This window comes from Erwinia sp. BNK-24-b (assembly GCF_047456155.1).
GTDB classification, from domain to species: Bacteria; Pseudomonadota; Gammaproteobacteria; order Enterobacterales; family Enterobacteriaceae; genus Erwinia; species Erwinia phyllosphaerae.
The window spans coordinates 4,407,085-4,422,268 of the sequence record NZ_CP179901.1; the positions used below are offsets into that span (position 1 = coordinate 4,407,085).

General features: G+C 54.2%; 17 protein-coding genes. 6 read left to right on the top strand and 11 right to left on the bottom strand.

All coding sequences use genetic code 11. The annotated features are described in order from the left end of the window. Window positions 1-74 precede the first annotated feature (74 nt). Entirely contained in the window at window positions 75-248 is a 174-nt protein-coding gene (locus ACMGGR_RS20325) for a hypothetical protein (protein ID WP_246760157.1), read from the top strand. On the opposite strand, the gene ACMGGR_RS20330 is transcribed toward ACMGGR_RS20325, so the two are convergent. The 3 genes from ACMGGR_RS20330 to ACMGGR_RS20340 form a co-directional block, all read right to left on the bottom strand. Then, entirely contained in the window at window positions 242-748 is a 507-nt protein-coding gene (locus ACMGGR_RS20330; protein WP_246760158.1) for a TIGR00645 family protein, read from the bottom strand. The genes ACMGGR_RS20325 and ACMGGR_RS20330 overlap by 7 nt on opposite strands. 95 nt (window positions 749-843) lie before the next feature. Then, window positions 844-1,071 carry a hypothetical protein gene (locus ACMGGR_RS20335; protein WP_246760159.1) on the bottom strand — a complete coding sequence of 76 codons (228 nt, stop codon included), beginning with the start codon at window positions 1,069-1,071 and terminating at the stop codon, window positions 844-846. Between the two features lie 29 nt (window positions 1,072-1,100). Continuing rightward, window positions 1,101-1,433: a helix-turn-helix domain-containing protein gene (locus ACMGGR_RS20340; protein ID WP_246760160.1), complete on the bottom strand. Its 333-nt coding sequence runs from the start codon at window positions 1,431-1,433 to the stop codon at window positions 1,101-1,103. 210 nt (window positions 1,434-1,643) lie between these two features. On the opposite strand from ACMGGR_RS20340, the gene ACMGGR_RS20345 reads away from it, so the two are divergent. From ACMGGR_RS20345 to ACMGGR_RS20355, 3 genes are all read left to right on the top strand, one after another. Next, on the top strand, window positions 1,644-2,543 hold the full coding sequence (locus ACMGGR_RS20345) for a LysR family transcriptional regulator (protein ID WP_414147727.1): 900 nt from the start codon (window positions 1,644-1,646) through the stop codon (window positions 2,541-2,543). Between the two features lie 316 nt (window positions 2,544-2,859). Continuing rightward, window positions 2,860-4,233 carry an MFS transporter gene (locus ACMGGR_RS20350; protein WP_246760162.1) on the top strand — a complete coding sequence of 458 codons (1,374 nt, stop codon included), beginning with the start codon at window positions 2,860-2,862 and terminating at the stop codon, window positions 4,231-4,233. A gap of 98 nt (window positions 4,234-4,331) precedes the next feature. Further along, on the top strand, window positions 4,332-5,459 hold the full coding sequence (locus tag ACMGGR_RS20355) for a GNAT family N-acetyltransferase (protein WP_414147728.1): 1,128 nt from the start codon (window positions 4,332-4,334) through the stop codon (window positions 5,457-5,459). 67 nt (window positions 5,460-5,526) lie between these two features. Here ACMGGR_RS20355 and ACMGGR_RS20360 read toward each other — a convergent pair whose 3' ends face one another. After that, window positions 5,527-7,359, bottom strand: a complete 1,833-nt coding sequence (locus ACMGGR_RS20360) for an ABC transporter ATP-binding protein (protein ID WP_246760164.1) — start codon at window positions 7,357-7,359, stop codon at window positions 5,527-5,529. Between the two features lie 223 nt (window positions 7,360-7,582). On the opposite strand from ACMGGR_RS20360, the gene ACMGGR_RS20365 reads away from it, so the two are divergent. Further along, window positions 7,583-8,494: a LysR family transcriptional regulator gene (locus ACMGGR_RS20365; RefSeq protein WP_246760165.1), complete on the top strand. Its 912-nt coding sequence runs from the start codon at window positions 7,583-7,585 to the stop codon at window positions 8,492-8,494. A 119-nt stretch (window positions 8,495-8,613) separates the two neighbouring features. After that, window positions 8,614-9,219, top strand: coding sequence for an alpha/beta hydrolase (locus tag ACMGGR_RS20370; protein WP_414147729.1), 606 nt, complete (start codon window positions 8,614-8,616; stop codon window positions 9,217-9,219). On the opposite strand, the gene ACMGGR_RS20375 is transcribed toward ACMGGR_RS20370, so the two are convergent. The 7 genes from ACMGGR_RS20375 to ACMGGR_RS20405 form a co-directional block, all read right to left on the bottom strand. After that, the gene (locus tag ACMGGR_RS20375) at window positions 9,194-9,721 is read right to left on the bottom strand and encodes a GNAT family N-acetyltransferase (RefSeq protein WP_246760167.1); all 528 of its coding nucleotides are present in this window, start codon (window positions 9,719-9,721) and stop codon (window positions 9,194-9,196) included. The two genes, ACMGGR_RS20370 and ACMGGR_RS20375, sit on opposite strands and share 26 nt — an antisense overlap. Window positions 9,722-9,887: 166 nt before the next feature. Continuing rightward, a complete protein-coding gene (locus tag ACMGGR_RS20380) occupies window positions 9,888-10,283 on the bottom strand; it encodes a polyketide cyclase (protein WP_246760168.1) in 396 nt (131 codons plus the stop codon). Window positions 10,284-10,357: 74 nt separating this feature from the next. Further along, the gene (locus ACMGGR_RS20385) at window positions 10,358-10,855 is read right to left on the bottom strand and encodes a type VI secretion system baseplate subunit TssE (RefSeq protein ID WP_414147730.1); all 498 of its coding nucleotides are present in this window, start codon (window positions 10,853-10,855) and stop codon (window positions 10,358-10,360) included. Window positions 10,856-10,857: 2 nt separating this feature from the next. Beyond that, the gene (locus ACMGGR_RS20390; protein WP_414147731.1) at window positions 10,858-11,655 is read right to left on the bottom strand and encodes a type VI secretion system accessory protein TagJ; all 798 of its coding nucleotides are present in this window, start codon (window positions 11,653-11,655) and stop codon (window positions 10,858-10,860) included. Window positions 11,656-11,674: 19 nt separating this feature from the next. After that, a complete protein-coding gene (locus tag ACMGGR_RS20395; RefSeq protein ID WP_414147732.1) occupies window positions 11,675-12,514 on the bottom strand; it encodes a TagK domain-containing protein in 840 nt (279 codons plus the stop codon). A gap of 3 nt (window positions 12,515-12,517) precedes the next feature. Beyond that, on the bottom strand, window positions 12,518-12,784 hold the full coding sequence (locus ACMGGR_RS20400; RefSeq protein WP_246760172.1) for a PAAR domain-containing protein: 267 nt from the start codon (window positions 12,782-12,784) through the stop codon (window positions 12,518-12,520). Between the two features lie 53 nt (window positions 12,785-12,837). Beyond that, window positions 12,838-15,150, bottom strand: a complete 2,313-nt coding sequence (locus ACMGGR_RS20405) for a type VI secretion system Vgr family protein (RefSeq protein ID WP_414149005.1) — start codon at window positions 15,148-15,150, stop codon at window positions 12,838-12,840. Window positions 15,151-15,184 lie beyond the last annotated feature (34 nt).

Consider the following 15,184-nt stretch of genomic DNA (forward strand, 5'->3'; position numbering starts at 1 on the left):
GACAGAGTTTTCCTCAGTAACCTAACTATGCTGTCCCGTTTCGGGCACGGTTCGTCCGCTCATTGATGCGCCAGATGCCAGAAAGTAACGGCAGTGCAGAAGATAATGGCCGGGCTTTTTATTTATCGGTCAGAAAAACCGTTTTTTTATGCGATTTTGCCCTGTACAAGCAAGCAAAATTAACGATGCGGGGAAAAACAGGTGAATATGCCCGGAACAGGCCGGGCAGAAGACAAAACGATCAGTGAATGCTGCCTTTTTCCCTACGTGACATGGCGTCCAGGTAACCCATGACGAAAGCGGAAAGAACAAAGGCCAGATGGATAATCACATACCACATCAGCTTATTGTCGGGAATGTTTCTCGCGTCCATAAATACGCGCAGCAGGTGAATAGAAGAAATCGCCACAATAGAAGCGGCTACCTTGTTTTTCAGCGAGCCGGAGTCCATTTTTCCCAGCCAGCTCAGCTTTTCCTTGTGCTCGGAAATATCCAGCCTGGAGACAAAGTTTTCATAACCGGACAGCATCACCATAACCAGCAGGCCGCCAACCAGCGTGAGATCGATCATCGACAACAGAACCAGCACCAGATCGTTCTCCGCCATGCTCAAAATGTTTGGCAACAGATGAAAAACTTCCTGGAAGAATTTGATCGCCAGCGCCAGCAGGCCTAATGACAGGCCAAGGTAGATGGGCGCCAGCAGCCAACGCGAGGCATAAATAAGGTTTTCAGTGAAACGTTCCATAGCATTCCGTCAACAAATTAACACGGGCGTTAGTATACCTGATGGAATGTTAAAATTTTCACGCTTGCAGCGCGACCGGCCGCAATTCTCCGGGTTTATTCTGTCACGGCATCCGCAGCTCCGGTGGAGGCAGGTTCAAGGACGCGGCGTATCTGGCGATCGAGACCGCGTATTCCCTGCACCAGCTCATTCCCCGCTTTCACTGAAGTGAAGCAAAAGCCCGGATCGCATTGAGCAGCTTCAGCCAGCGTCGGCGGGTTACCGACGGCAGCAAAGCTGGCATTGTTGATAACCAGCAACATAAGAAGACAATATTTTTTCATGGGATGCTTCTGCCTGCGCGAGTGGAAAATCAGTGCAGCTCGCGATGCTGATTGCGATAGTCTCTTGGCGTCACGTTAAAATGCTTTTTAAATACGCGCTGGAAACACTGTTGTGAAGAAAACCCCAGATCCATTGAGATGGTCATAATGGTTTTATGCGATGTTACCAGGCTTCTGGCCGCTTCATCCAGGCGACGGCAGCGGATAAAACTGCCCAGCGTCATACCTTTTTTCTCTTTAAAGGCGCGCTGTAAGTGCCATTTAGAATAACCAGAGCGAGCCGCTACGGCCTCAATATTTAAACCATCGTCCAGATGCGCCTCGATCCAGTCGATAATGACGTCTACGATTTCACCTTTCACTTGCTTTCTCCTGCGACAGCACGCTGCAAACCGCGCCGCCCGCCCACGATGTAATTTTATATCTATATGTTTTTATTAGTTAAATTAAGATATGCAAAAAAGTACGTAACATATCAAAATTTGATGGCAGGAAGGATATAAAGAAGCATAAAATAGTTCAAATAGATAATTTTAATCTTCGTTTATAGATATCATCTATAGAGGCAGGAAATGTTAGATCTCAACCTGGTGCGCGTTTTCACCGCTATCTATGAAACCCGCAGCGTCAGCGGTGCCGCCGATCGTCTTTTTATCACTCAGCCTTCCGCCAGCTACGCGCTGGCCCGCTTGCGCAGTGAAACAAATGATGAACTGTTTAAGCGCAGCCGCAAAGGGATGGAGCCTACGCCAACGGCTACCCAGCTGTATAAAGTGTTTAAAAAATCGCTAACCGGCATTGAAAAAGCCGTAGCGGAAACGCGGGTCTTTTCGCCGGAGACCTCGCGCTATAAGTTTCGCCTCGCGCTTTCCGATTTGGGCGAACTGTTATTGCTGCCAAAACTGATCGCGCTTTTTCGCAATGTCGCGCCGCATATCCAGCTGGAAGTGGTGCCGGTAGATGTGCACAGGCTGGATGAATGGCTGCTCACGGGAAAAATCGATGCGGCGCTTTGTAGCCGCAACGAATCCGTTTCTTCCGCTCAGCGCGAGCTTATGGTGTATGAACGTTACGTCTGCCTGTTGAACGTCGATCATCCCCGCATTGGCGAAACCCTGTCGCTGAATGAATATATGCAGGAGCGTCATGTGGTGGTTGCCGCCACCAGCGGCCATCATATTGTGGAAGACAGGCTGAAAGAGTTTGAGCTGGAAAGGGAAATTGCGCTGGAGGTTCCGCATTTTGCCGCGCTTGGCGAACTGATCGCTTCCAGCGAACTGCTGGTCACGCTGCCTTCCAGCGCCGCCAGAATTTACGCTCGCCGTGGCAATGGCCGCATGCTGGAGCTGCCTTTCCACGTTCCCAATCAGGAGGTTTTTCTCTACGCGCATACGGAAATTGGCGACATCACCGCAAAAACCTGGTTTTACAACGTCTTAAGAATTGCCGGCCCGACCATGATCGATCCCTGACGGCCCGCCGTCATAGATGAGTTTTTCTACAGAAAAGCAGACGGAGACCACATTCCCCACGGCCCCTTTCGCTGGTAAAGCGAATAACTCACGGAATGTGAACCGCTTCAAGCCGCCTTGTGCATTCCTCCTGATTTACCGCTTTTTCGAGGTACCAATTCCGGCAATCGCATAATGACCCGCCGTAAAGCCTCTTCCTATAGTTGATCCAACCCTCATCAGCGGCGGTTTTCTTCGCTGCCTGCCGCTGTGACCAGTGTCGAATTCCGCTATCTGTGCGCGCGGTTGTAGCACGATCAATAAAAGGTTTATCACTATGATTGCCAAAAACGGATCGCACGTACGCGTGTGGATACTCATGCTGATACTGTTTCTCTCCGTCATCGCCTACGCGGATCGCTCAATTCTTTCTATTGCGGGCGGCGCTATTAAAGATGAATTTGGCCTGTCGCCAGTGCAGCTCGGTTTTATTCTGTCGGCTTTTAGCTGGGCCTACGTGATTGGCCAAATCCCTGGCGGCCTGTTTCTCGATCGTTACGGCACGAAAAGGGTGTATGGCGTCACGCTGGTGCTCTGGTCGCTTGCCACGCTGGCCATGGGGTTTATCGGCGAATTCTCTTCGGGCGTGACCGGCGCGCTGATACTGATGTTTACGCTGCGCTTTCTGCTGGGATTGATCGAAGCGCCCAGCTTTCCCGCCAACGCCCGCGTCGCCATTATGTGGTTTCCCAAAGCCGAGCGCGGCCGTGCCTCGTCTCTGTTTGCCTCTTCACAATATTTCGCCGTCGCGATTTTCTCACCGTTGTCGGGCTGGCTGGTTTCGCGGTTCGGCTGGCCGTGGCCGTTCTTTGTTCTGGGAACAATCGGCATCGCCGCTTTCTTTGTCTGGCTCTGGTATATGCAGGAGCCGCGCACGCATCGCAGCGTTTCCTCACAAGAGCTGGACTATATTGCAGCAGGCGGCGGACTGGTTGATATCGACTCCGTTGCGCAGCGTAAAGAGAAAGCGCCCGTTTCACGCGATATGTTCCGCAAGCTATTAACCAATCGCATGTTGTGGTGCGCCTATATTGGTCAGTACTGCATTATCGCGCTGAGCTACTTCTTTATTACCTGGTTCCCCATTTATCTGGTGCAGGATCGCGGGATGGATATCCTGCACGCCGGATTTGCGACCGTAGCCCCTGCCCTGTTTGGTTTTGCGGGCGGTATTTCCGGCGGCATTATCTCTGACTATCTGATCCGTACGGGCTGGTCGGTTTCCTGGGCACGAAAAACGCCCTATATCGTCGGCATGCTGATGGCGGCCACGCTGATTGCCGCAGCGGGCGTTAACAGCAACTTCTGGGTAATTGCCATTATGTCTTTTGCCTTTTACGGCAAAGGCGTGGCGGCGGGAGCGGGGACCTGGGCAGTGATTAGCGATACGGCTCCTAAAGAGGCGGTCGGCCTCGCCGGTGCCATTTTTAACTGCGTCGGCAATATCGCCGGGATCGTTACGCCGGTTATCTTCGGTTATCTGGTTGCGCTAACCGGCAGCTATAGCGTGGGCCTGTTCTTTGTCGGCGCTCACTGTGTAGTGGCGGCGTGCTGTTTTCTGTTTGTTATGGGGCCAATTGAGCGCGTCGGCGGCGAAACGCGGGAAGATAAGCCGCTGCCCGGCGGGATTTCCGTACCGCGCCAGCTTTAACGGCCCGTGCGGTAATGGCGGAAGAGATTGATCCCGGCTCGCAAAATCGTCACTTTAGCGTCATGGTTATCGGATACGCATAAAGATGGAGTCTCCCGATGTCGCTAACCCTCCTGACGCAGTTGGCCTCACTTCCCGCCAGTCAGTGGGATGCCTTGCTCCCTGACGATCAGCCTTTTCTCCGCCACGCCTTTCTCAGCACGCTGGAGGAGAGCGGCTGCGTGGGCCGGGGAACCGGCTGGCAGCCCGAGCATCTGCTGTGGGAAGAACAAGGCGAAGTCCGCGCCGCGCTGCCGGGCTATCGGAAAAGCCATTCGATGGGTGAATACGTTTTCGACCATGCCTGGGCAGATGCCTGCCAGCGTGCAGGCTTGCCCTACTACCCTAAATGGCTGGCCGCCGTACCGTTTAGCCCCGTTACCGGCGCACGCCTGCTGGGCGAGGCCGGGATGGCAGCAAAGTTGCTGCATCACGTGCCGGATTTTTTACAGCAGCGCCAGCTGCACAGCGCCCATATCAATTTTGGCAATGCGCAAACCCGCGAGCTGCTGGCGGGCGAGAAGCACTGGCTGTCGCGTTTCGGCTGCCAGTATCACTGGCACAACCCTGGCTACCGTGATTTTCAGGATTTCCTGGATACGCTGATGTCGCGCAAGCGCAAGCAGATGCGCAAAGAGCGTGAGCTGGTCGCCAGCCAGGGCTTTGAATTTGAGTGGCTGGCTGGCCATCAGCTTAGTGAAGCGCACTGGGATTTTGTCTACGCCTGCTATGCCAACACCTATGCGGTTCGCGGCCAGCGCCCTTACCTGACGCGCGAATTTTTTAGTCTGTTAGCGCAAAGAATGCCGCAGGCTATTCGCGTAGTACTGGCAACGCAAAACGGCCTGGCGGTGGCAATGGCGTTTAGCCTGGTTGATGGCGAGACGCTTTATGGCCGCTACTGGGGCTGCCTGGAGGAATTTAACCGGCTGCATTTTGAAACCTGCTTTTATCAGGGCATGGACTATGCCATTGCGCACGGTTTGAAGCGGTTCGATGCGGGCGCGCAGGGCGAGCACAAGCTGGTGCGAGGCTTTGAACCGGTGATCACTGAATCCTGGCACTATCTGCGCCACGAAGGTTTATACGAGGCGGTAGCCGATTATCTGCAACAGGAGCGACCCGGCGTGCAGGCCTGGGCAGAAGAGGCCCGTGAATCGTTGCCTTATCGCAGGGAAGAGAAATAGAAAGGCCGTTTACGGTGTTTAAAGCGTGCCGCGCGATAAACTGCGCGGCACGAGTTACAACAGGCAGTCAGGATTCACCCACAAAGCCGCCGGTCTGATGACGCCACAGTCGGGCATACAGTCCGTTGTGCGCCAGCAGTTCGCTGTGGCTGCCCATCTCGGCGATGCGGCCATTTTCCAGCACCACCAGCCGGTCCATTTTGGCGATGGTGGAGAGGCGGTGCGCGATGGCAATGACCGTTTTACCGCCCATCAGCGTTTCCAGGCTCTCCTGAATGGCCGCTTCTACCTCGGAATCCAGCGCGGAAGTCGCCTCATCCATAATCAGAATCGGCGCATCTTTCAGCAGCACCCTGGCGATAGCGATACGCTGACGCTGGCCACCGGACAGCTTCACGCCGCGCTCACCGACGTGCGCGTCCAGCCCCAGGCGGCCCTGCGGATCGGAAAGCAGCGGGATAAACTCGTCGGCTTTCGCCCGATGAATCGCCTGCTGTAGTTCCTCTTCCGTGGCGTTGGGACGACCGTACAGCAGGTTGTCGCGAATGGAACGATGCAGTAGCGAAGTATCCTGCGTAATCATCCCAATCTGCGCGCGCAGGCTTTCCTGGCTGACCTGAGCGATGTCCTGGCCATCAATCACGATGCGCCCGCCATCAAGGTCATACAGCCGCAGCAGCAGATTAACCAGCGTCGATTTACCCGCGCCCGAAGGCCCGATCAGGCCAATTTTTTCGCCGGGACGGATAGTCAGCTGGAAATCTTCGATTACCCGACGCTCTTTGCCGTAGTTAAAGTTAACGTGGTCATAACGGATTTCCCCGCTGTGTACCTTCAGCGCAGGCGCCTGTGGCTTATCCGCCACGCTGACCGGCTGAGCAATAGTCTGTAAACCATCCTGCACCATGCCGATATTTTCAAAAATGCCGTTAACCACCCACATAATCCAGCCGGACATATTGACGATGCGGATAACCAGACCGGTGGCCAGCGCGATAGCGCCTACGCTGATCAAGGATTGCGTCCACAGCCACAGCGAGAGGCCGGTTGTCCCGACAATCAGCAGACCGTTCAGCGTGGTGATGGCCACATCCATATTGGTGACCATGCGGCCCTGCTGGCGGGTTTTATCCGTTTGATCGCCAATCGCTTCCCGCGCATAGGCGCGTTCCAGATCGCTGTGCGCAAACAGTTTGAGCGTGGTGATGTTGGTATAGCCATCCACGATGGTTCCCATCAGCTTTGAGCGCGCATCGGAAGAGGCTACCGAGCGAGCTTTTACCCGCGGCACAAAATACTTCAGGCTAATAATGTAACCGGCGATCCAAAGCAGCAGCGGGATCATTAGCCGCCAGTCGGCTTCGGCAAACAGCACCAGCGAGGTGATGGCGTAGATCAGTACGTGCCAGAGTGCATCCACGGCCTGCACTGCGGAATCACGCAGCGCGTTGCCGGTTTGCATGATGCGCTGCGCGATGCGGCCGGAAAAATCACTTTGAAAAAAATTCAGGCTCTGGCGCAGTACGTAGTTATGGTTCTGCCAGCGGATCATACTGGTCATGCCGGGGTTGATCGTTTGATGCACCAGCAGATCGTGCAGCCCGATAAAGATCGGCCGCATGACCAGCGCGACGACCACCATCCAGATTAGCTCGCCGGCATGCTCGCTGAAAAAGCTGGCGGCTGGCGTCGTGTTAACCATATCAATAATGGTGCTGAGAAAACGGAACAGCGCGACCTCAATCAGCGAGGCGATTAGCCCTATCACCAGCAGCAGGGCAAAGCTTGGCCAAACCTGGCGTAGATAGTAGACGTAAAAGGCCCAGACGCTGTTTGGCGGCGTGTCGCTGGGGGCGTCCTGAAAAATGTCGATCAGTTTCTCGAAGCGGCGATACAGCATAGTCAACTCACTTTCCCAACCAAAAGAACTGATAGTAGTGCATATTTTTATTTCCTGAAGGCAGAGGCACGCTGCCTGCAACAAGGCGGCGGCAACGTTGGCTGGCTTGCCGACGCTTTTTTTTATACTCTCGGACGGCCCGGTAAACGAGGCGACGGCTGGCGCGGGGAAGTGCTGGCGATACCTTTCAGGGAAGAAAAACGACGGACAGAGAGGGAAAAAGATGGAACGGCTTGATTGCGATCGCATGCTGGTGGCGGTAATGGAGCTGGGCAGCTTTGCCGCCGCGGCCGAACGCCTTGGTACCAGCAGCGGCCAGGCGTCTAAACTGATCTCCCGGCTGGAGAGCCAGCTGGGCGTACAGCTGCTGAAGCGCAGTACCCGCGCACTTTTCCCTACCGAAATCGGCCAGGCTTATTTTGAACGGATCAAAAGCATTCTGGATGAATTTGACGCGCTGGACGCCTCCGTGCGCCAGGCTTCCGGTAAACCTTCCGGCCGGTTGAAGCTGACTGCGCCCCTTACTTTTGGTACGCATAACCTGGCGCCCGTGCTGATTGCGTTTGCCAAAGAGTATCCAGAGATAGAACTGGACGTCAGCTTTTCCGATCGTACGGTAAATATCGTCGACGAAGGCTTCGATCTGGCGCTGCGCATCGGCAAGCTAAACGACAGCAGCCTGATTGCCCGTCGGCTTAGCGATATTCGCATTATTGTCGCGGCCAGCAAAGCGTGGCTGGACAAGCACGGCGCGCCTGACGATCTGCACCAGCTGGCGGAGCATGACTGTATTATTGATACGAACTTCCGTGACCCTTTTAACTGGCAGTTTCAGGATGAAAATAGCCGTATCCTCTCTGTCGCCGTTACGGGCAGGCTTCGTTTTGCCAATGCCGAAGCCTGCCTGAAGGCGGCGCAGGCGGGCCTGGGCGTGGTGCGGCTGCCCACTTTTATTGCCGGAGATCATCTGCGTAGCGGCGCTATCATCCCGCTGTTTCGCGAGTATGAAATGCCGCCGCTGGGTCTTTATGCCGTTTATCCGCCTGCACGGCACCTGGCGCATAAAGTTCGTACGCTGACGGATTTTCTGGAAGCGCACTTCTCTGGCGAAGCAGAATGGGATCGCGGCTGGTGATTCATTCCAGAACGGAAATAATATCGGTTTTATAACGGGTATTATCATCATAATGGAATCAGTGTAGCCTTGTCGGCGACCGTTTCCGTGGGGGAAAGCGGCCGAACCGGAGAATGAAGATGACAAAGGGACTGATCGTTTTGCTGCATGGCGTAGGGAGCAATGGCCGGGACCTGGCCGATTTGGGTGAATATTGGGCCAGTACGCTACCGCAGATTGCCTTTGCCAGTCCTGATGCCCCAGACCTTTTTGAACACGGCGAGGGCTATCAATGGTTTAGCCTGAGCGGCGTCACGCCCGCCAATCGTGCGCAGCGGGTTTTTAACGCGCGGCAAGCGTTTGACCAAAAGCTGGCTGCCATTCTGATGCAGCATCAGATGCAGGATCGGCTGGACAGAGTGGTGCTGGTTGGCTTTTCTCAGGGAACCATCATGGGGCTGGATGCCGTCGTGTCCGGACGCTGGCCGGTCGCCGGACTGGTAGCCTTTTCAGGTCGGCTGGCCTCGCCTGCCCCTTACCAGCCCGCAAAAAACACGCCCGTCATGGTGGTTCACGGCATGGCCGACAGCGTTATCCCGTATGCGGAAAGCGAAGCGGCGGCGGCGCAGCTGCGCGAGCTGGGTATGATCGTTAGTACGCAGTTTGAGCCGTCGGTTGGCCATACTATCTCTGCCCGGTCTGTTCGCAGCGCAGGCGAGTTTATCGGGCAATGCCTGGCGCAGTAGCCTCGTCGTTCAGCCGCTTTTGATAAAACGCGAGGTTCAGCCAGCGATCGAATTTCCAGGCAACCTCGTGTAGCGTTCCGGCCAGCGTGAAACCCTTTTTCTCATGCAGCGCAATACTGGCGCGGTTATCCGCATCAATACTGCCAATCATCAGATGCATCCCTTTCTCACGCCCTTGCTGAATAATTTCATCTAGCAGCAGATTGCCGAGGCCCTGGCCGCGAAAATCGGGATGGATATAGATAGAGTGCTCCACCGTAAACTGGCAGGCCGCATGCGTGCGAAAAGTGCCGTAGCTGGCAAATCCCATCAGCCTGCCTTCGTCATTCTCAACGCCGATAACCGGAAAATCATTCTGCCGTTTGCTGGCGAACCAGCTCTGCATACTTTCCGGTGGACGCGGCTGATAGTCATAAAGCGCGGTGGAGTTGACGATAGCATCGTTAAATATGGCCAGAATCCCGGCGCTGTGTCGGTCTTCATCACAAATAATAAGCTTCATTGCAGGCTACTGTCCTCAGAAACGAGATAAAGGCGGCGGCTGGCATACGAACACACCCAGGCGGCGCTCGCCCCGCGCCGTTCGGGGCATTAATCGTGTTTTGTGCCAGCCATACCGTAAATTTTTCCGCATATTGCTACGATCCGAAAGCCGTTTCGGCGTGGCGTCAGGTTGTTAATAACGTATGTAGCGCCTGCAGATTACGCTTAACTACAGCGGCATCTTCCGCAAACTTTTCATCAGAGGTAAACGGCTGGCGGAAAAGCGTAATCAGCACTTCTGCCCCTTCTTCATTCCCAACCACCCGCATGGGTACGTAGATCTCCTTGCCAAAACCGGTATCCACATAGTGATCCATTACGCCGAAGGGATTGTGCTCGGTAAACCGAATTTTTACTTCGCCTTCCGGCCCGACAGCTTTCCAGTAGCTGCCGTCCTGTTCCAGCGCCGACTGGCTAAGGCCGCTGGCCCATTTGGGAAAATAGTCGGGTTTCCAGATGGTTTCGTACAGATCAACCCAGTTACGGGGGATGGTGAGACTGATGGTTTGCGATGGCAGCACAGGACCTCCTGAATTTTTATCGTTCGGAGATTTAACCATTCGCACGTGAGGATGGAAAGGGCGGCGCGCCGCCCTTAGTCAGATTTTAACGCCACTTTTGCCGTTTCTGCGTCATAGCTCCCATTGAGGCTGAGATCGATGGGGTGCGGCTGCCAGCGGATCAGGCCGCGGATTTCAAACAGGATCTGGCTGTTTTTTCCGGCATGCTCTTTATCCGGCCAGGGACGAACCAGCAACGTCTCCGGGATAATGCGTGGTTCGAAACGCAGCAGGGCATTCCTGATATTTTTCTCAATAATCGACCAGTTGTGATGATGGGAATACTTTCCCACCAGTGGCGCAACGCCATAATTGATTACCGAAGCCATCACCAGACCATGCTTATCTTCATCGAGTAGCTCTTCAAGATTGGCGCTGTTAAGCAAGCAGGCGATATCCTTTTGCACCAAAGCGCGCATTTGCCTGGCGTCGATATAGACAGCATCGTAACTTTCATGCTGTTTTTTTGGCTCGTAGTCCAGCAAACGTTCCAGCAGCGTTGGGGTAAATCCTTGTTTTTTTTCTGTTATCATAATTATGCAAAGCTGATTTCTGCAATTTCCAGCAGAGAAAACTCACCGCTGTCGGTAATCAGTACTTTCCTGCCTGCGCCTGTCGATAAGCTTGCCGAAACCTCCTGCCATTCACTGCGCCACCCCAGCTTTTCACTTTGTGCCGCATTGGCAGAAAGCGGATAGCGAGACGGTACATAACCGTAGTAAAACTGTCCGCCTGCTTGGATATGGGCGGGTGCCCAGACCAGATCCAGTAAATCGCCGGGCCGTTTAACGTGCAGCAGCTGCAAGGAAGCAAACGGCACCTGCCGATAGCCGCCCGCGCTGATAAATTCGCACGCTGGCCCAATACGACCGTCGCTATCTGCGATCCAGGCAAAGTCTCCCGTTATCCGACCGCCGCCAGCGCTTTCCGGGGCAAGCTGAAAGGCCTTCTGGCGTAGGGTTTCAGCACGCTGGTGCTCGTTTTGCATATGGGCGCGGTTTGCCTGCTGTGTAAGCGACATCCATTCGGGAAAGTTTTCTTCCAGTAATCCGGGGCTGCGCGCGCCGGTCAGCACCTCTTCTCTGATCAGTTCGCTGAACACCAGGTTTTTATACAGCTCGCACTGCTTCTGCGCGGCGTCATCCAGCAGCGCTATTGTTTGCAGCTGCATTAACGCCTTTTCCCATTCTCCTTCAATGCAGTAAAGTCGAAACAGCGTATTCCTTAACATCAGATTGTCCGGCTTCGCTTTTACCTGGCTCAATACATCGGCCAGGACCTCATCCAGCCGCGAAGTCTTCAGCTGTTCGCTTAACGAATTAGCATCACGCATTTTGTCTACCTCTCCCTGGTTAATAAGGGCTGTCCAGCCCCGGTTTATAAAGATCGTGGAACACCAGTTCTGGAACCGGCTTTTTCTCTCTGGATGAGATATTTTCCGGGGCCAGCAGTTTTAAAATATCGGTTTTTTCTTCTGCAAAAAGCAGCTCGTCTGAGCCGCTGTCTACGTTGAGTTCATCCCAGACCTTATCGATAAGCGAAGGCGTCTGGATAATGCACTCCGTCAGCGTCTTAGCTTTCATCTCTTCACGCACGGCCTCAAAGTAATCGTCACTGCCGGGCAATCTACTGTTTAAAATGGCGTTATCGGCCGAACTGGTTCTGGACTGCTCGCCCCAGATAAGGAATTTTTTATATTCAATTTCCAGATTTTTGAGCACGTCGCGCTCCGTTTCTGCCACGTCCGCATCGCTAAGATAGCGGTAGTCGCCGGTAAAATGGCCGCCGTTTGGCAAGATATCTTCGACTTCCGGTACGATAAGATTGGCCTGTTGCTGCTCAGAACGAGTATCAAACAGGTCGTGAATAATATCCTGATGCACTTCTTCGCTGTCGCCTGCGTGGAGTTCAAACGCATAGTGGCCAACCTGCACGATTGAATTAAAGCGCAAAGCATAATGCTGCCCGGCTTCAACCGTCGTTTCGTCAACCCGGCAAATGCTCTCCCTGCAGGTATTGAAAATGACCGGCCCACCAGCCGTATGGTAGAACCACACGACCTCTTCCTGTTCAGCGGGCCTGGCTTCACTAAATTGCCCACTCTTCAGGCTAAAACAGGCCGGGTTTTCCTTGTTAAAACGCTCAAGCGAGAAAGCGGGCTGGTTAGCGGGCCAGATCGTTAGCAATTGCATCGTTTAGCCACCAATAAAAACATCACCCGAGCCGCTGACGACGGGGGCGCCGCAGCCGGTTATATCTCCCATCCGCGCCGCGTTACAGCCGTTGATAAATACGCTACCTGAACCGGTGACGACGGGAGCCGCCCCGTGAAACGGGCAAGGCGCGACGCTCATCCCTACTGCGGCGGCAGAACAGTTATTGGTATTTACATCTCCGGAACCACTTACCAACGCTCCACCGTGCCCTGTAGCATCCCCTACTCTCGCAGCCGCTTGCGACATAACGCTCTCCTTTAAAAGTCCTTTAAAATCAGTTTATTAAAACATTCATCCCGTTAACTCTGCGGATCGCCTTTTTCATCCTCTGCGGATGGGTTGTCAGGAATAACGTCATCTTCGTCATTGCTCAGCACAAGGTGCCTTAATAACCAGGTGGTGGTGGTGGTGGGCGTAGCCGTTGGCATGTTTGTTATGGTTGGCGTAACGGTAATTGTTGGCGTAACGGTAATTGTTGGCGTAATGGTGATGGTGACCGTTTTCGTTACCGTCGGGAGAGGCGGCAACGGCAGGATCACGCCAATAAAGCAGAAAGGTTTCAGGCTGGGTACGCCGCAAACTGCACCGCCGCCACCGCCGCCACCGCCGCCACCGCCGCAACTGCAGCAGCAGCTGTCACCAGGGTTCAAATCAACCTGACCGCCCTGAAGCACAATGTGGTTAGCCACCAGCTTGATCTTACCGGCACAAATGCAAAGTTCACCGCCAGCTGAAATCATAAAAGCACCGCCAGCTGCCATTGCAGCCGCACCGCCCACGGCCAGAGAATAATAACCGCCAACGGCCAGAGAGTAATAACCGCCGACGTTGTTCATAAAGGCACCGCCGACGTTAATCCCTTTTGCGCCACCGACATTGTCAGCCTGTAGCCCGGCAACGTTGATGGTATAGGCTCCCCCGATGGCCAGCGTACTGGCCCCGCCGATGGTCACGGCCTGCAAGCCGCCTACGGTTCGCGTATTGACGCCCACTACGCTAACGGAACGATCGGCCCCGACTAAAATGTCGGAGTTGACCCCTATCGTTTGCGACTCATTGCGCTTGGTCAGCCGCGACATATCCCGCTCGGCCTGTTCCCAGTACTGTTCCCGCCCCGGTTTATCCTCAAACTGGATACCGTTAAAGTTGGTGCGGCCCCCGCCCACCGTTCGGCTCACCAGCCCGCTTTGCGTAGCGTTTGCGGGAAGATCCCAGGGCGGCATCGTTACATTGTTATAAAGGTTACCCAGCACCATCGGACGATCCGGATCGCCGTTAATAAAATCGACGATCACTTCATGTCCAACGCGGGGAATATAAATGGCGCCAAAATTATTGCCGGCCCAGGCCTGATTAACGCGTATCCAGCAGGAATCCGTTTCGCGATTTTTACCATAACGATCCCACAGAAAGCGGACTTTGATGCGGCCATAGGTGTCAGTCCAGATATCTTCGCCGGGCGGCCCCACCACGACAGCGGTTTGCGGGCCGCAGGTTTTTGGACGTTGCGCCAGCTGAGGATGGCGATAGATTTTGGTGGTGGGCTGCACCACAAAGTTGCATTTGTAGTTAAACTCGCCCAGCCCCGTAACCTGGCTGACCTCTGTAATGATTAACTCGCTGGTTAACACCATATATTCGCGGTTGGCCTTGTCCAGCGGGCAGCCCTGCAACTTAAAATTGGTTCCGCAGACGATGCCTCTTAACTCACCCGAGCCTGCCGCGCGAGAGCCCAGCGCGCCCCGCTCTTCAATGCGGATCTTCGCCAGCTGCTCCCCCGTTCCCGGCTGGTCGTAGTCTCCCGGCCAGTGATAAAGCTCCATATCGTTAAAGCTGGTATGGCGAGGCTTGCTGTCGGCGGCCGAGATATCCGCGCGCGATTTGGTAAAGTCATAATCGTTTGTATACCATCTGCCGGAAGCGATCGTTTCCTGGTGCTCAAAGCTGCTGATATATTCCCGATCGGCCTTGGGTTCACTCGGCATATAGTGGATAACGTGATAAGCCTCGCTGGAAAAGCGTTTGTGCGCGCCAACGTGATCCACTAATACCAGCTTGTGCTTTTGATCCTGGTGTTCAAAAAACCAGTAGATCCCCCACTCTTCCATCAGGCGCTCAATAAAATTGAAATCCGTTTCGCCATACTGCACCTGAAAATCCAGCGAAGGGTAGATTGCGGTTAAGCGCTTTTCGAGCGGGAAATTATAATCGGCCAGCACTTCGTCAATAATCTCGACTACCGTTTTCTGCTGGAAAATTTTAAAGTCGGAAGTGAGTTCAGCCAGGTAAAGCCACGGCCTGATAATAATTTCAAAGATGGCCTGGTTGGCGTCCTGGCCTAAAAATCGCGCTCGCTGCACCAGACCAGAAATTTCTCGCGTGCCGCCGCCAGTACCGATTAATTCATCCAGACCATTGCCGTCCAGCTCAATGGCAACCGTCATCTCTTTTCCGATCAGTGCCTTAATATCGACATTTGAGGCGGTCTGCCACGGGATGAGATCGTTGGCAGGCGTCTTAACGGTCAGCGTGTAGGTATAGAGGGTAGAAAAAGATTCCTCACCTTCGAGCTTTGTTAACAATAACGCCGCCTCACCCAGCAGCTGAGGCATGGCGGGGCTGATTAGAGTAATGGTTCTTGACATA

Bases quoted from the DNA above. Each gene is read 5' to 3' on its own strand.
- ACMGGR_RS20330 (WP_246760158.1), bottom strand. From the start codon at position 748: ATGGAACGTTTCACTGAAAACCTTATTTATGCCTCGCGTTGGCTGCTG.
- ACMGGR_RS20390 (WP_414147731.1), bottom strand. From the start codon at position 11,655: ATGCGTGATGCTAATTCGTTAAGCGAACAGCTGAAGACTTCGCGGCTG.
- ACMGGR_RS20355 (WP_414147728.1), top strand. From the start codon at position 4,332: ATGTCGCTAACCCTCCTGACGCAGTTGGCCTCACTTCCCGCCAGTCAG.
- ACMGGR_RS20350 (WP_246760162.1), top strand. From the start codon at position 2,860: ATGATTGCCAAAAACGGATCGCACGTACGCGTGTGGATACTCATGCTG.
- ACMGGR_RS20395 (WP_414147732.1), bottom strand. From the start codon at position 12,514: ATGCAATTGCTAACGATCTGGCCCGCTAACCAGCCCGCTTTCTCGCTT.
- ACMGGR_RS20360 (WP_246760164.1), bottom strand. From the start codon at position 7,359: ATGCTGTATCGCCGCTTCGAGAAACTGATCGACATTTTTCAGGACGCC.
- ACMGGR_RS20370 (WP_414147729.1), top strand. From the start codon at position 8,614: ATGACAAAGGGACTGATCGTTTTGCTGCATGGCGTAGGGAGCAATGGC.
- ACMGGR_RS20325 (WP_246760157.1), top strand. From the start codon at position 75: ATGCCAGAAAGTAACGGCAGTGCAGAAGATAATGGCCGGGCTTTTTAT.
- ACMGGR_RS20405 (WP_414149005.1), bottom strand. From the start codon at position 15,150: ATGCCTCAGCTGCTGGGTGAGGCGGCGTTATTGTTAACAAAGCTCGAA.
- ACMGGR_RS20365 (WP_246760165.1), top strand. From the start codon at position 7,583: ATGGAACGGCTTGATTGCGATCGCATGCTGGTGGCGGTAATGGAGCTG.
- ACMGGR_RS20385 (WP_414147730.1), bottom strand. From the start codon at position 10,855: ATGATAACAGAAAAAAAACAAGGATTTACCCCAACGCTGCTGGAACGT.
- ACMGGR_RS20375 (WP_246760167.1), bottom strand. From the start codon at position 9,721: ATGAAGCTTATTATTTGTGATGAAGACCGACACAGCGCCGGGATTCTG.
- ACMGGR_RS20400 (WP_246760172.1), bottom strand. From the start codon at position 12,784: ATGTCGCAAGCGGCTGCGAGAGTAGGGGATGCTACAGGGCACGGTGGA.
- ACMGGR_RS20345 (WP_414147727.1), top strand. From the start codon at position 1,644: ATGTTAGATCTCAACCTGGTGCGCGTTTTCACCGCTATCTATGAAACC.
- ACMGGR_RS20335 (WP_246760159.1), bottom strand. From the start codon at position 1,071: ATGAAAAAATATTGTCTTCTTATGTTGCTGGTTATCAACAATGCCAGC.